This window comes from Bradyrhizobium sp. Crot121 (assembly GCF_059512385.1).
Map to the genome: position 1 here is coordinate 273,337 of NZ_JCAMOR010000002.1, position 14,378 is coordinate 287,714.

General features: G+C 62.4%; 14 protein-coding genes. 11 read left to right on the top strand and 3 right to left on the bottom strand.

Annotated elements, in window-relative coordinates; genetic code table 11:
• Window positions 1-184: 184 nt before the first annotated feature.
• Window positions 185-1,687: a 4-hydroxyphenylacetate 3-hydroxylase family protein gene (locus AC5ZGW_RS03405; protein WP_207230958.1), complete on the top strand. Its 1,503-nt coding sequence runs from the start codon at window positions 185-187 to the stop codon at window positions 1,685-1,687.
• Between the two features lie 116 nt (window positions 1,688-1,803).
• Here AC5ZGW_RS03405 and AC5ZGW_RS03410 read toward each other — a convergent pair whose 3' ends face one another.
• From AC5ZGW_RS03410 to AC5ZGW_RS03420, 3 genes are all read right to left on the bottom strand, one after another.
• On the bottom strand, window positions 1,804-3,000 hold the full coding sequence (locus AC5ZGW_RS03410) for an amidohydrolase family protein (protein ID WP_130224196.1): 1,197 nt from the start codon (window positions 2,998-3,000) through the stop codon (window positions 1,804-1,806).
• Window positions 3,001-3,020: 20 nt separating this feature from the next.
• A complete protein-coding gene (locus AC5ZGW_RS03415) occupies window positions 3,021-3,602 on the bottom strand; it encodes an amino acid synthesis family protein (protein ID WP_130224198.1) in 582 nt (193 codons plus the stop codon).
• Between the two features lie 136 nt (window positions 3,603-3,738).
• Window positions 3,739-4,425: a MarR family winged helix-turn-helix transcriptional regulator gene (locus tag AC5ZGW_RS03420; RefSeq protein WP_130224200.1), complete on the bottom strand. Its 687-nt coding sequence runs from the start codon at window positions 4,423-4,425 to the stop codon at window positions 3,739-3,741.
• 77 nt (window positions 4,426-4,502) lie between these two features.
• Between AC5ZGW_RS03420 and AC5ZGW_RS03425 the strand changes: the two genes are divergently transcribed.
• The 10 genes from AC5ZGW_RS03425 (at window position 4,503) to AC5ZGW_RS03470 (ending at window position 14,356) form a co-directional block, all read left to right on the top strand.
• Window positions 4,503-5,033: a flavin reductase family protein gene (locus AC5ZGW_RS03425; RefSeq protein ID WP_130224202.1), complete on the top strand. Its 531-nt coding sequence runs from the start codon at window positions 4,503-4,505 to the stop codon at window positions 5,031-5,033.
• Between the two features lie 30 nt (window positions 5,034-5,063).
• The gene (locus AC5ZGW_RS03430; RefSeq protein WP_130224204.1) at window positions 5,064-6,563 is read left to right on the top strand and encodes a 4-hydroxyphenylacetate 3-hydroxylase family protein; all 1,500 of its coding nucleotides are present in this window, start codon (window positions 5,064-5,066) and stop codon (window positions 6,561-6,563) included.
• A 19-nt stretch (window positions 6,564-6,582) separates the two neighbouring features.
• The gene (locus AC5ZGW_RS03435; RefSeq protein ID WP_028162054.1) at window positions 6,583-6,963 is read left to right on the top strand and encodes a cupin domain-containing protein; all 381 of its coding nucleotides are present in this window, start codon (window positions 6,583-6,585) and stop codon (window positions 6,961-6,963) included.
• Window positions 6,953-7,558 carry a UbiX family flavin prenyltransferase gene (locus AC5ZGW_RS03440; protein WP_130224206.1) on the top strand — a complete coding sequence of 202 codons (606 nt, stop codon included), beginning with the start codon at window positions 6,953-6,955 and terminating at the stop codon, window positions 7,556-7,558. The genes AC5ZGW_RS03435 and AC5ZGW_RS03440 overlap by 11 nt, the downstream gene beginning before the upstream one ends.
• On the top strand, window positions 7,555-8,121 hold the full coding sequence (locus AC5ZGW_RS03445) for a TIGR02444 family protein (RefSeq protein ID WP_165435084.1): 567 nt from the start codon (window positions 7,555-7,557) through the stop codon (window positions 8,119-8,121). Before AC5ZGW_RS03440 ends, AC5ZGW_RS03445 begins: the two co-directional genes overlap by 4 nt.
• Window positions 8,122-8,228: 107 nt before the next feature.
• Entirely contained in the window at window positions 8,229-9,650 is a 1,422-nt protein-coding gene (locus tag AC5ZGW_RS03450; protein ID WP_165435085.1) for a UbiD family decarboxylase, read from the top strand.
• 40 nt (window positions 9,651-9,690) lie between these two features.
• Window positions 9,691-10,656, top strand: a complete 966-nt coding sequence (locus tag AC5ZGW_RS03455; RefSeq protein WP_130224212.1) for a Bug family tripartite tricarboxylate transporter substrate binding protein — start codon at window positions 9,691-9,693, stop codon at window positions 10,654-10,656.
• A 37-nt stretch (window positions 10,657-10,693) separates the two neighbouring features.
• Window positions 10,694-11,146, top strand: coding sequence for a tripartite tricarboxylate transporter TctB family protein (locus AC5ZGW_RS03460; RefSeq protein ID WP_130224214.1), 453 nt, complete (start codon window positions 10,694-10,696; stop codon window positions 11,144-11,146).
• Complete coding sequence (locus AC5ZGW_RS03465; protein WP_130224216.1) at window positions 11,143-12,645, top strand: tripartite tricarboxylate transporter permease; 1,503 nt, start codon at window positions 11,143-11,145, stop codon at window positions 12,643-12,645. The genes AC5ZGW_RS03460 and AC5ZGW_RS03465 overlap by 4 nt, the downstream gene beginning before the upstream one ends.
• Before the next feature lie 40 nt (window positions 12,646-12,685).
• On the top strand, window positions 12,686-14,356 hold the full coding sequence (locus AC5ZGW_RS03470; protein WP_165435086.1) for a thiamine pyrophosphate-binding protein: 1,671 nt from the start codon (window positions 12,686-12,688) through the stop codon (window positions 14,354-14,356).
• Window positions 14,357-14,378 lie beyond the last annotated feature (22 nt).

The window sequence follows — 14,378 nt, forward strand, 5'->3', positions numbered from 1 at the left end:
TCGGAAGATTGAACGGTCCCAATGGCAATTGCAATGCTTGTCATTGCAATGCTTGTGCCCGGAGGGGCACAGCGTTGATTGCCGCCTTGACATTCAGCCCATAATAGCTTCGGATATTAGCTATCTAATCCTGCATCGGGCTGGCACGAGGTGCCATTTGTTCGATGTTTTTTGGGGGATCGCGATGGACGAGGCATCATCCGGGGCGGCTGTGGGCGGTTTGGTCAAGAACGGCGCCGAGCACGTCGCAAGCGTGCGGGACGGCAGGGCGGTTTTTCTCGACGGCGAGCGCGTCGCCGATGTGTCGACGCATCCTGCCTATCGTCATGCCGTCGAATCGGCCGGTGTGCTGTACGATTATCAGGCGCATCCCGACAATCTGCAGCGGATGACCTTTGACGTCGGCGGCGGCCGGCGCATCAGCCGGGCCTGGCAGCTCCCCAGGAGCTATGAGGATCTGGTCGAGCGCCGGAAGGCGCTGGTGGAGTGGGCCGAATTGTCCTGCGGCTACCTCGGCCGATCGCCGGACCACGTCGCGTCTTCGATGTCCGGCATGATGATGGGCATCGAGGTTTTCGAAAATTATGACCCGAAGCGCGCCCAGGCGTTTCGCGACTGGTTCGACTACGCCCGCAAGAGCGACCTGTTCATGACCTACGTCATCAACAACGTGCAGGGCGACCGCTCCAAGGCGTTCGGCAGCCAGGGCAAGGGCGCCGAGGACATGGTGGCCCGCATCGTCGACGAGGACGCTTCCGGCATCACCATTCGCGGCGCCAAGCTGTTTGCCACCAGTGCGATCATGGCCAATGAGCTGTTTGTCGGCTCCGGCCAGCCGCTCCGGCCGGGTGAGGAGCATCTGGCATTTTCCTGTGCGCTGCCGATGGGCACCAAGGGATTGAAAATGCTGTCGCGGAAGTCGTTCGAGGCGCACGCGGTCAGCGAGTACGACAATCCGCTGGCCTATCGCTACGACGAGAACGACGCCCTGGTGTTCTTCGACGACGTCAAGGTGCCGTGGGAGCGCGTTTTCCTGCTGCGCAACACCGACATGTGCCGGGCACAGCTTCACGATACGCCGGCGCATATCTATCAGAACTATCAGGCGCAGATCCGGCTTTCGGTCAAGCTGCGGTTTCTGGTCGGCCTGGCGCGCGGCATCGCGCAGACCATCGGCACCATCAATTTCCCGCCGGTGGTCGATACGCTCGGCAAGCTCGCATCGCAGGCGGCGCTGATCGAGGGCATGGTGTTCGGCATGGAAGCCGGCGGCGCCATGCGTGGCGAATATTTCCTGCCCAACAAGCATCTGGTTTATGCGGCGCAGGTCCAGTCGCAGGAAATGTACCCGCAGATCATCAGCACCACCCGTGAACTGGCCGGCGGCGCGCTGTTGATGCTGCCGTCATCGGTGCGGGATTTCGCCAATCCGGAATTGGCCGACATCATCTCGCTGACGCAGATCTCGCCGGCGATGAGCGGCGAGCAGCGGGTCAAGATGCTGAAAATGACCTGGGATGCGGTCGGCTCGGAATTCGCCTCGCGTCATCTGCAATACGAGATGTTCTACGCCGGTGCGCAGTTCGTCACCCGCGGCCACAGCTATCGCACCTATGACTGGGATCGCGCCTCAGGCCTTGCCGACCAGTTGGCGAGCAAGTACCGGTTGCCGGATTTCGAGAATTAGAAACGTTTTCGAGCGAAGCATGCCCTCGGACTTGATCCGAGGGTGGACCCCGGTTCGCATAGCAATCAAGTTTACGCAGATTGCGTAGACTTATCTGCGCAGAAAACGCGTCGGGTCTAATGCGCGGCGCCTGAGAAGTCGCGGGGCAGGCGGTTTTCCGCGACGCGCACGTTGCGGATGCCCGCCGGCGTGTTGCGGCTGCGACCCACGAAGCGCGGAATGCCCGCCGTCAACACGGCGGATACCGCGGGGACGTCGCCGTTGCGCAAGGCCGACAAGGCGTCGTCCTGCGAGCCGCCGGCGCAGGCATCGATCAGGAGCACGTCGGCTTCCTTGCCGGGTTGCAGCAGGCCGGTGTTGAGCCGATAGACGCGCGCATTGTTGCCGGTGGCCGCGGCGATCGCCTGTTCCGGCGGCATGCCGCCGAGACTTGCCAGGTGGCTGATCGTGTAGAACATGCCGAGCGGCATGATGCCGCTTCCGGTCGGCGTATCGGTGGCGATCAACAGCCGCTCCGGCTGTCCCGCTTCATCGAGCAGCTTGGCCGTCAGCAGCGCGGTGCGCAGGTTGCCCGCGGTGCAAAGCTGCAAGGCAATGGTGCTCTCGTTGACCAGCCGGGCAAAGCCCGCCTCCGGCATCGCCACCGGACCGCCATTGACGTGAAAGGACACGGTCGGATTGGACGCCAGCACATGCTCGGCCCAGATCCCTGACGAGCCGGGGATCGAGGAGCCGCCGGTGTGCATGGTGGTCACCATGCCCAATCGTCGCGCCGCCTGCATCAGCGGTGCATAGTCGAAAGGCGTGGCGAAGGCGCCGAACCCTGCCTTGGCGAGCCAGATGCCGGCCCCTGCGAGTTCCTCAAGATCACCCTCGGTGAGGCCGGGCTCGAGAATGACCGAGCCGGCGTGAACCCGCACGCCGCCGGGACGATAATCCAGGAAGCACGCCCGCGCCGCCAGCGCCAACGCCTTGACGCCGGCCGCATCCTTCGGTCGGCCAGGCACATGCACTTCCGATGCGGTGATCGCCGTCGTCGTGCCGCCGTGCAGATAGCTTTCCAGATAGCCGACGACGCGCTGGCGCGGCGTGTAATCGCCGAAGGTGATGTGCACGTGGCTGTCGATCAACCCGGGCACCGCCGTCGTTCCCGCGGCATCAATCACCACATCGCAAGCTGCGATCGCGTCAGCGGAAAGCGTTCCGATCTCGACGATCCTGCCATCATTGATCAAGATGCCGTCGCCCTTGGCAAAGGGAGCGGCAAGGTCGCCCGTCACGATGGTGCCGATGTTGACGATCGCGGTGCGCATGGAGAGTCCTGTCGCTGGGGTTAGTGTAGTCCGTCCTCGCCGACGATGGCGTCAGCAGACAGGCCTCCAACACGCGCGTTGAGGCGGCCGCGATTGGCGAGGCAGATGATCAGCGCGATTTCGTCGGCGGCCGGCGCGTCGGTCGGCAGCGCCACCGAGACGCCGTCGTAGTGTGAGCGGACGTAAAGGGCGTCCTTATGGGCCAACGGAACGTCGATCAGGCACCCTGGCGCCGCGAGTTTCGTGAAGGAGGGGATCCAGGCCTTGGCGCCGCCGACGGCCTCCCGCAGCGGCGTCGCAAAGGTGGTGGTCAGCAAGGCGTTGGCGTGCTCGAGTTCGCCGCCGAGGCCGACGACCCCGCCCTTGCCATAGCTTTCGGCCTTGTGCGGCCCGAGCGCTTCGAGCGCCAGCTTGGCCAGCACTGCTCCAATCTCCGCGCTGGCAGCGGTCCCTTCGGACAGGTCTTCGACGTAGCGGCCGGCGTAGGGGTTCTGGATGATCGCGACCGCGGCGACACGGCGCAGCGGCCTCGCGTGGCGCTGGCCAGCCTCGATCTCCTTATGATCGGTGAAACAGAGCAGGCGCCTGACATCGAGTTTCATTTGATTAGTCTCTCCCAAACCAGCTGCTGCAAATCCTGCCGCATCAAATACGTTTGGGCAATAGCTTAGTTGCGAAGCAAGAACGTGGCAGGCGCCAATCTGACGTGGATAACGGGCCACAAGAACTGGGGGGCAATCAGGAAGCCTCACGATCCCACAACGCCCGCTGGCGGCCGCGTAACCTATTCTCGATCAGGTGTGTCGCCTCGTCCGCGGCATAGACCATGCCGGACATCAGCTTGCGCATTTTCCGGAAGTCGGTTGCCGACAACCCGCGAAACAGGATGTCATTGACCGGACGCTGCACCGCCGCCAACTCGCTGAGCAAGGCTCGGCCCTTCGGGCTCACTGTCAGGATGACCCTCCGCCGATCCACCGAATCGACGTGCTTGTGGACAAGGCCCCTGGCAGCGAGCTTGTTGATCTCGATTGTGGCGAAGGCGCTGCTGAAGTGCAGATGTTCGGCGATCTGGTTCACTCCAATCTTCCTGTTCTCGCCGCTCAGATGTGCGACCGCAATCAGCACCGTATACTGCGTTCCGGACAGACCGAGCACCGCGCCGAGTTGGCTCCGTACCGCCTGCAATCTTGTAAAAAAGGCGAGCGCATCGTGAATGAAGTGCCGAAAGGCCCAGTCGGACCCATCCATCATCAAATGCGGGATCGAGACCGTTGGCTCAATTCCAGGCTTTTGTGCCTTCCGATTGGTCTTGGCTGTCCGTGATCTTGTCTTGCTCGGCATGAATTCCTCGCTGTTGCGCCGCGATATGTCGTCTGGCACAAGCACGAACAGCTTGCGTTGCGCTGCCGCAAAGATCGGCATCGGCTTGCTTGACAGCGGTCTTTTTACCTCGATAATATAGCTTTGTTATAAAGCTAATTATGGTCTTGTGACTCCTGATGACCGCAACCACAGATCTCGATGCGCGTGCCTTCCGCCGGGCGTTGGGGCAGTTTGCCACCGGGGTTGCCGTGATCACCGCGCAGGCTGCCGACGGAAGTGCGATCGGGCTGACCATGAGCTCGTTCAATTCCGTCTCGGTCGATCCGCCACTGATCCTGTTCTCGATCGACCGCAAGGCCTTCAGCCTGACCGCGATGACGGAGGCCAAGGGTTATGCCGTGAACATCCTGGGGCACGATCAGGAGCATCTGTCGAACCAATTCGCCCGGGCGCTCGGCGATAAATGGACTGCGGTGGAGCACACGATCGGCCATATGTCGGCGCCGCTGATCGCCGGCGCGCTGGCGCATTTCGAATGCGCGCCTTACGCGCAGTATGACGGAGGTGACCATGTGATCTTCGTCGGGAGGGTCGTGCGGTTTTCCGCCCATCCTCCCAAAGAACCGCTTATATTCTTTCGCGGGGCCTATCGCAGCCTTGCCGGAACCGAAAGCAGCCCGGAATGGCCGCTTCCAATGCACTACTAGTAAATCCATCCAGGAGATCTCGAGGCCTTCATGATCAAGACTGGCGCACAGCACATTGCGAGCCTACGCGACGGACGCGAAGTTTATCTTGATGGCGAGCTGGTGACCGATGTCACCACGCATCCGGCGTTTCGCGGCGCCGTGGCTTCGGTCGGTCGGATGTTCGACTTCCAAAGCGCGCCGGAAAATCGCGAGCTCATGACGTTTGAGACCGACACCGGCACCCGCGCCAATCGCATTTGGGAGTTGCCGGGCAGCTATGAGGCGCTGGTCAGGCGCCGGCGCGGGCTGGAAGCGTGGACAGAGCTGCATGCCGGCTTCATGGGGCGAGCGCCGGACCATGTCGCCTCGTGCATTGCGGGCATGTATATGGGGCTCGAGGTCTTCGAGGCCTATGACAAGGAGCGCGCCAAGGCTCTTGCGGATTATTACCGCTACGCGCGCGACAACGATCTCTATCTGACCTACGTCATCATCAATCCGCAGGCCGATCGCTCGAAGAGCGCCGCTGGGCAGGCCGATCCCTACCTGACCGCGGGCATCGTGTCGCGCGATGCTGACGGCATCGTTGTGCGCGGCGCCAAGATGCTGGCGACCGGCGGGAGCATGGCCAATGAGGTGTTCGTCACCTGCATCCAGCCGTTGCAGCCGGGCGATGAAAAATACGCGATCTCCTTTGCGATCCCGATGAACACCAAGGGGCTCAAGATCCTTTCGCGCAAATCCTACGAGGCCGGGGCGGGCGCGGTGTTCGATAGCCCACTGGCGAGCCGCTTCGACGAGAACGATGCGGTTCTGTATTTCGATGACGTTAAGGTGCCCTGGAACAGGGTGTTCATCGTCGATGACATCGCGATGTGCCAGAAGCAGTTCCACGTCACGCCGGCGCATGTCTACCAGAACTACCAGGCCATGATCCGGCTCTCGATCAAGTTGCGCTTCCTTGCGGGAATCGCGCACCGTGTCGCGGAAACCAATGGCATCATCGGTTTCCCGCAGGTCAAGGAGACGCTCGGCCAGCTCGCGGCCGAGGTCACCATGGTGGAAGCGTTCATGGTCGCGATGGAGACCAAGGGCCAGCAGCGCGGCGTTTACTTTGTGCCGGATAGGCAGATGCTCTACGGGGCGCAGACCATGACGCAGCAGCTCTATGCCAAGATCATCAACGCGCTGCGCGAGCTTGCCGGCGGCGGCATGATCATGCTGCCGTCCTCCGTGAAGGATTTCGACAATCCGGATCTGGCCAAGCTGATCGGCAAGACCCAGCAGTCGCCGGCCGCCGGCGCCGTGGACAAGGTGAAGTTCTACAAGCTCGCCTGGGATGCGGTCGGATCGGAATTCGCCTCGCGGCACGCGCAATATGAGATGTTCTATGCCGGTGCGACCTTCGTCACCAAGGGGCATGCCTTCCGCACCTATGACTGGCAGAAGTCGGCGGCGTTGCTCGACAAGATGCTGTCGAGCTACGATCTGACGGACGAATTGACCAATGGCCAAAAACCGGCTTCATCGTCCCGAGCGGTCGCCTAAACTTCAGGAAAGTCGAAAAATGGCAATCAACAAGCTTCACGACGAGTTTCGCGCCATCGATATGTCCAGCGGGTGGGAGACGCCCCCGGGCTATCCGGCCGGTATCCAGCAGAAAATCCTCTCGGGCGCCCTGGATGAAGTGAACAAGCGCGGCAGCCGCACCCGGCTGCTTCGGTTCGAGCCGGGCGTTTACACGACCAAGCCGTTCGTGCACGAATATTGGGAAGAGGTGTTCCTGTTTTCGGGCGACCTGATCGTCGGCAATGACGAGCAGGGCAATGGCGGCGAGTCGTTCAAGCCGAATACCTATGCATGCCGCCCGCCGGGCGTCTATCATGGACCGTTCAAGTCAGTGACCGGCTGCCTTCTGATGGAGATTCACTATTTCGATCCCGCCTGAGGGCGAGCCGAGGCGTCTGATCGTCGGCATCACCGGAGCATCGGGCGCCATTTATGGCGTCCGGATGCTGCGACTGTTGAAGTCGATGCCGATCGAGACTCATCTGGTGATGAGCCGTTCGGCAAAGATCACGCTGACCCAGGAGCTCGACCTCAAGGTCTCTGACGTGACGGCCTTGGCTGATGTCGTCCACCAGGTCGATAATATCGGCGCCTCGATCTCGAGCGGCTCGTTCAAGACGCTCGGAATGGTGATCGCGCCGTGTTCGATGCGGAGCCTTGCCGAGATCGCCAGCGGCGTGACGTCGTCGCTGGTGACCCGCGCTGCCGACGTGGTCCTCAAAGAGCGTCGCCGGCTCGTGCTGATGGTGCGCGAGGCACCGCTGCATCTCGGCCATCTCAGGTCGATGGTGGCCGCGACCGAAATCGGCGCCATCGTCTATCCGCCGGTGCCGGCGTTCTACGCACGCCCCGAGAACCTCGAGCAGATGGTCGACCATACGCTCGGCCGCGTCCTCGACCTCTTTGATATCTCGACCGATGTGGTCAGTCGTTGGCAGGGGCTCGCACCTGCCGACACCAAGGAGTCGCGTTGAGCGGCGAGGCGCCTGGGCCGGAGCGGGGCGCCACGGCGGGCGCAATCGATGCGGAAAGCTGGGCGTTTGCGCTGAAGCTTTATGCCGAGCCGGGCATCGCCGATGCCTGCCTTGCATTACAGAACGAATGCGGCGTCGACGTCATGATGATGTTGATGGCGACATTCGCCGCCGTCCGCCGTGGGATTGTGCTGACGCCATCCGATGTCACGGCTATGGACGCGGCATGCCGCGACTGGCGTGAGCAGGTCGTGCTTCCGCTGCGCGCGCTCCGCACGATGTTGAAGTCGGGACCAGCGCCGGCGCCTAACGATCAGACCGAGAAATTGCGATCGAGCATCAAGGCGGCCGAACTGTCCGCCGAACGGTTGCAGAATGAAGCGCTCGCGCAATGGCTTGCGAAGCTGCCGGCGCGGTCGCGTGCACTGCAGCGTAAGGACATCATCAGCGCATTGCGAGCCGTGATTGATTTTGCGCTGCAAGAGCGCCAAGGCGAGCCGAGTGCGGCGCAGCTCTCGCTGATCGACGCGATTGTCGATCGAGCGCTCGGACCTTCCAACTAAGTCTGTGCGCACGGCGCGCACATCTTCAGCACGGCGTGCCTAGCAAGCAGGCTTGACTAGCTTTATTGCTTAGCTATTCTTGTTTAGTAATTTAGATGGGATCGATCTTGCAGCCTGAAGTTCTCGATACGCGTTTCCGTTCGGCGCTGGCCCGTCTGGCGCAACGTGGCCGCATCCTCACCTATGAAAAGCCGGTCGATCCGCACCTCGAGCTCGCCGCGATGTTGAAGAAGCACGACGGCAAGCAGGTCCTGCTGTTTCCGTCGGTCAAGGGCGCGGACGTTCCGGTCGTCGGCAATCTCCTGAGTTCGAGAGAAAACTGCGAAGCGGGTTTCGGGCTGGATTTCAGGGGCATCCGCGGTCTCGTGCAGCGCGCCCTCGGTGGTCCGCTGAAGCCGGAGCTCGTGAAAGAAGTTCCTGTTCAGGAAGTGGTGCTCCGCACCGGCTTTGATATTACGAAGATCATACCCGCGTTGTTTCACGCGCCGGGCGATGCGGGCCGCTACATCACCGCCGGCATCGTGGTGGTGAAGGATCCGGTCACCGGCATCTACAACGCCTCCTACCATCGCCTGCAGCTCTTGGGGCCGGACCGCGTCGCGATCAAGCTCGACTTCGGTCGTCACTTGCGGCTGGCGTTCGAGCGCGCCAAGGAGCAGGGCAGGTCGCTGCCGGTCGCGGTCTGCATCGGCACCGACCTCGCGCTGCACTTTACCGCGGCGACTATGGGGTCGCAGATGCCGGAAAGCGCCGACGAGCTTGCCGTCGCGGGCGGGCTCGCGGGCCGTCCGCTCACGGTCGGTAAGGCAGTGTCGCAAGACATCCTGGTGCCGGCGGAGAGCGAGTTTGTCCTCGAAGGTGAGATCCTCGCCGACGAGGTCGCTCCCGAGGGGCCGTTCGGCGAGTTCGTCGGCTTCGCGGCGCCGGCGGCCGACGCGCCGGTCCTGAAGATCACCGCGGTCACGCATCGGCTGCGGCCGATCTACCACGTCATCAACGGCTTCGGACGCGAGACCATCATCCTGCGGAAATATGTACTCGAAGCCAGCCTTTTGAAAGTGCTGCAGTCGGCGATTCCAATCGTGACTGACGTCGAGATGACGTCAGGTGGCCTGCATCGTTTCCACGCGGTGATCCAGGTCCACAAGCAGAGCCGTCAGCACAACGGGCTTCAGCGCAACGCGATCTTGGCCGCATTCGGTGCGTTGAAGGATCTCGATCTCATCACCGTGGTCGACCACGATATCGACATCCGCGATCCCATCGACGTGGAATATGCGGTGGCGACGCGGATGGAAGCGTCCGCCGACCTGTTCATGATCCCTGGTGCGCGCGGCCACGAATATGTGCGCGTCAGCAAAGAGGGCGTGCGTACCAAGCTCGGCATCGACGCCACGGTGCCGTTCGAGGATCAGGACAAGTTCCGGCGGGTCGAATTCGCGCCGACGCCGGTAGAGCTCAGTGAATTCACCGCGGGCGAGGCGGTCGCCAGGAACGCTCTCGGCCTTGCGGGATCGAACATCACCTGAACCATCTTCACTCAATAGATCACAGGCGGGGAAACGAAAGATGATGCGAATTGCGGCGGCCATTCTGTCGGCAGGCATGGCATTGAGCGCCACGGCGGCATCGGCGCAGGAGTGGCCGAGCAAGACCATCAAGCTGGTCGTGCCCTATGCGCCCGGCGGCTACACCGATTCAGTTGCGCGCATCACCGCGCGATATCTCGAGAAGGAATTGGGACAGACGGTGATCGTCGACAATCGCGCCGGCGGCGGCGGCATTGTCGGCTCCGACCTCGTGGCGAAGTCGCCGGGCGATGGTTACACGCTCTGCATCTGCAGCGTTGGTGCCATTTCGGTCGCTCCGGTCGCGCAAACGACATCGTACGATCCGGTGAAGAGTTTCAAGCCGGTCAGTGTCGTCAGCACGATTCCGCAGACCGTGATCGTCAACCCGTCGCTCCCGATCAACACGATGCAGGATCTCGTTGCCTACGCGAAAGCCAACCCCGGCAAGCTGAGCTATGGATCCAGCGGGGCCGGCGGTCTGATGCATTACTCGGTGCAATTGTTCGATGCGCGGAACGGCACCAAGATGACCCACGTTCCGTTCAAGGGCGGCTCGCCCGCCACGGCTGCTGTAGTGTCGGGCGAGGTCAATTTGTCATTCACCAACATGACCGATGCGTTGCCGCAGATGGAAGCCAACAAGGTGCGCGCGCTAGCGGTGACGTCGGCCAAGCGCAACGAGTTCGCGCCGCAATTGCCGACGGTGTCTGAAACGGTGACGCCGGGCTACAGCGTCGAGTCATGGAACGGCCTGATGGCGCCGGCCAGCACGCCGGATGCGATCATCGCCAAACTGTCGGACGTGCTGAAGAAGATGGCGGCGGACCCCGAGGTCAAGAAGAGCATGGCGGTGGTCGGCGCCTCGACCGTGTTCACCACGCCTGACGAATACAAGGCGCAGATCGCCGCTGAAGTCGAGCAGTGGCGGGAACTCCTCAAGGAAATCGCCGAGAAGAAGAACTGACTGGCCTCGGGATAGGTCAGCGGGAGGCAATATCAGCATGAGGTCATCTGCCGGACGCGGCAACAATACCGACTTTTATTCCGGCTTGCTGCTGATCGCGGTTGCGATCGTAGCACTGCTTTATATTCGAACGCTTTCAGTTGGCTCCGTCCTGGAGATGGGGCCGGGCTACTTCCCGCTCGGGCTTGCGCTCGTTCTGCTCGGCATGGGGCTTTGCCTCGCCGTCAAGGGGCTGCTCGCCGAAGGCAGTCCGATTGGATCGTTCCATCTGCGGCCGTTGATCTGCATCCTGCTGTCGTTCACGGCTTTCGGCGTGCTGGTCGAGCGCGCCGGGTTGATCATCGCGATCCTCGCGCAGGTGGCCATTGCGCATTTTGCCTCCGTCGAGACGCGTTGGCGGCAGAGCCTCGTGAGCGGCGTGCTGCTCGCGGCGGCCTCGGCCGTGATCTTTGTGTGGCTTCTCAAGATTCCGGTGGACCTCTTGCCATGACCGATGTCTTCGCCCAGCTTGGTCATGGCTTCGCCGTCGCCGCGACGCCGATAAATCTCTTCTTCTGCCTGGTCGGTGCCATCTGCGGCACGTTGATCGGTGTGTTGCCGGGCCTTGGTCCGGTCGCCACGATCTCGCTGTTGCTGCCGGCGACCTATGCGCTCAGTCCGGTCTCCGCGATCATCATGCTGGCCGGCATCTACTACGGCGCGCAGTATGGCGGGTCGACGACGGCGATCCTGGTCAACATTCCCGGCGAATCCACCTCCGTGGTCACCGCCATCGACGGCTACAAGATGGCACAGCAGGGCAGGGCGAGCGAGGCGCTCGCGATTGCGGCCATCGGCTCCTTCATCGCGGGATGCATCGGCACCGTCGTCATCGCGCTGCTTGGACCGCCGCTCGCCTTGATGACGCAGCAGTTCGCGTCGCCGGACTATTTCTCGCTGATGGTGCTCGGGCTCGTCTCGGCCGTGGTGCTCGCCAACGGCTCCGCGTTTCGCGCCATCGCGATGATCTTTCTCGGCCTGCTGCTCGGCATGGTCGGCATGGACCTCAACACCGGCGAAGCCCGCATGACCTTCGGCCTTGTTGAACTGTCCGACGGCATCAATTTCGTCGCGCTGGTCATGGGGCTTTTCGGCGTCGCCGAAGTGATCTCCAATCTCGAAGGGGCGTCGGTTCGCATCGTCAACAAGATGCGGATCGGCACCATCTGGCCGTCGTTCAGCGCATTGCGAGGGGCATGGGGCGCGGTTCTGCGCGGCACCGCGCTCGGCACGCTGTTCGGCATCCTGCCGGGCGGTGGCGCGACCATCGCGTCGTTCTCCGCCTACGCCCTCGAGAAGCGCGTCGCCAAGGATCGGTCACGGTTCGGCAATGGCGCCATTGAAGGCGTGGCGGGGCCGGAAAGCGCCAACAACGCTGCGGCGCAGACTTCGTTCGTGCCGCTGCTGACGATGGGTATCCCGACCAGCGCCACCATGGCGCTGATGGTTGGTGCGTTGACGCTGCACGGCATCGCGCCCGGACCGATGATCATCTCCCGGCAGCCAGACCTGTTCTGGGGCCTGATCGCCAGCATGTTCCTCGGCAACGCAATGCTGGTGATCATCAATCTGCCGATGATCGGGATCTGGGTTCGTTTGCTCGCGGTTCCCTACCGGCTGCTTTATCTGGTCATCGTCGTCGTCTGCGCCATCGGTGTCTACTCGGTGAATAATTCGAGTTTTGACGTTTACATGACGGTCGGCTTTTCCCTGCTGGGTTACGTCCTGCGCAAGCTCGACGCCGAGCCGGCGCCATTGTTGATGGGCTTTGTGCTCGGACCCATGGTCGAGGAGAACTTTCGGCGCAGCCTGATCACCTCGCATGGCGATCCCATGGTCTTCCTGCAGCGGCCGATAAGTCTCGCGCTGCTCCTGATCTCGGCAGCCTTGCTGATCTCGATCATGATGCCGATGGTGCGGCAGCGCCGCGTCGAAGTCTTCCAGGAGTGAGCGGCCAGCAAGGCGCCGTAACGCAATCAGGAACGAGCGCGTGAACAAGCATGATCCGGAGCAACCGGCCGGTCCGGTAACGGCTTTGCGCAGCGGCGGCCAGCTATTGGTCTCCGCATTGCGCGTCAATGGCATCGACCGAATGTTCGGCGTGCCCGGCGAGAGCGCGCTGCCGATTTTCGATTCGCTGCTGGATGCAGGCATCGACTTCGTCACCTGCCGTCATGAGGCCACGGCTTCGCACATGGCGGAAGCGGACGGCAAGATTTCCGGACATCCCGGCGTTTGCGTCGTCAGCCGTGGCCCCGGCGCGATGCACGCCGCGATCGGGTTGCACACCGCCTGGCAGGATTCGACGCCGATGATCCTGATCATCGGACAGGTGCCGCGCAGCCACCGCGGTCGCGAGGCGTTCCAGGAGATCAACTACGTCAGAACGTTCGACGACATGACGAAATGGGTCGGCGAGGTCCAGTCACCGGACCAGATTCCCGAGTTCGTCAATCGTGCCGTCCACATCGCGATGCAGGGACGCCCCGGCCCGGTGGTGCTGTCGCTTCCCGAAGACGTCCTGAGTAGCACGAGCGATGTCGCCGATGCGCTCCCTGCGCAGATTGCCCAGACCGCGCCGTCAGATCAGCAAATAGCGCAGGTCGGCGAACTGCTCGGTCGTGCCCGGAAGCCGCTCGTCATCGTCGGCAATCTCGGCTGGACGCCGGAGGCGGCTAAGCAATTCGACGCGTTCGTTGTGCGCAACGATCTGACGGTCGTTGCAGGCTTCCGGTCGCAGGATGTGCTCGACAATCGAAGCCCGCACTATGTCGGCGATCTCAGTCTCGGCTGCAGCAAGGCGTTGATGGAGCGCGTGAAAGCGGCAGACCTGCTCCTGGTGATCGGGGACCGGCTTGGTGATGTCACCACCAACCATTTTTCGTTACTCGCCGTGCCGACGCCAAAGCAAGTCCTAATCCACGTGTTTCCGGGAGTCGAGGAGCTCGGCCGCACCTATAGTCCGACGCTCGCGATCCAATCGAAATCGTCCAAGTTCGTCGCCGCGCTTGCGAAGCTGCGGCCACTGGATGCAAAGCCGTGGGCTGGCTGGCGCGAGGAGTCACGCCAGGCTCTGGTCGATTATCAGTCGCCACGGCCGGAGACGGCGAGCTTCGATCTCTCCAAGGTGATCGCCCATCTCAATCGCGTGCTGCCTGATGATGCCGTTGTCACCAACGGCGCCGGGAACTACACGATCTGGCTGCATCGCTACTACTGCTACCGGCAACTCGGTACCCAGATTGCGCCGAAGTCCGGCTCGATGGGCTATGGGCTGCCGGCCGCGATCGCAGCGAAGCTGCGTCACCCGAAGCGTACGGTGGTCTGTCTCGCCGGCGACGGCTGTTTCATGATGGCGTCGCAGGAGTTCGCGACCGCGGTTCAGCACAAGCTTCCGATCATTGTCATCATTGTCAACAACGGCATGTACGGCTCGATCCGGATGCATCAGGAAAACCATTTTCCGGCCAGACCGAGCGGCACGGACTTGCTGAATCCAGATTTCGCGGCTCTGGCGCAGTCGTATGGGGCGCACGGCGAGATCGTCGATCACCACGATCAATTCCCCGATGCCTTTGCCCGGGCGGCAAGGGCGGATCTACCGACCGTCATCGAACTGCGCGTCAATCGCAATCAACTCACCCCGGATCGTAGCCTGTAAAGCTCGGCTTAAGAAAATCGAG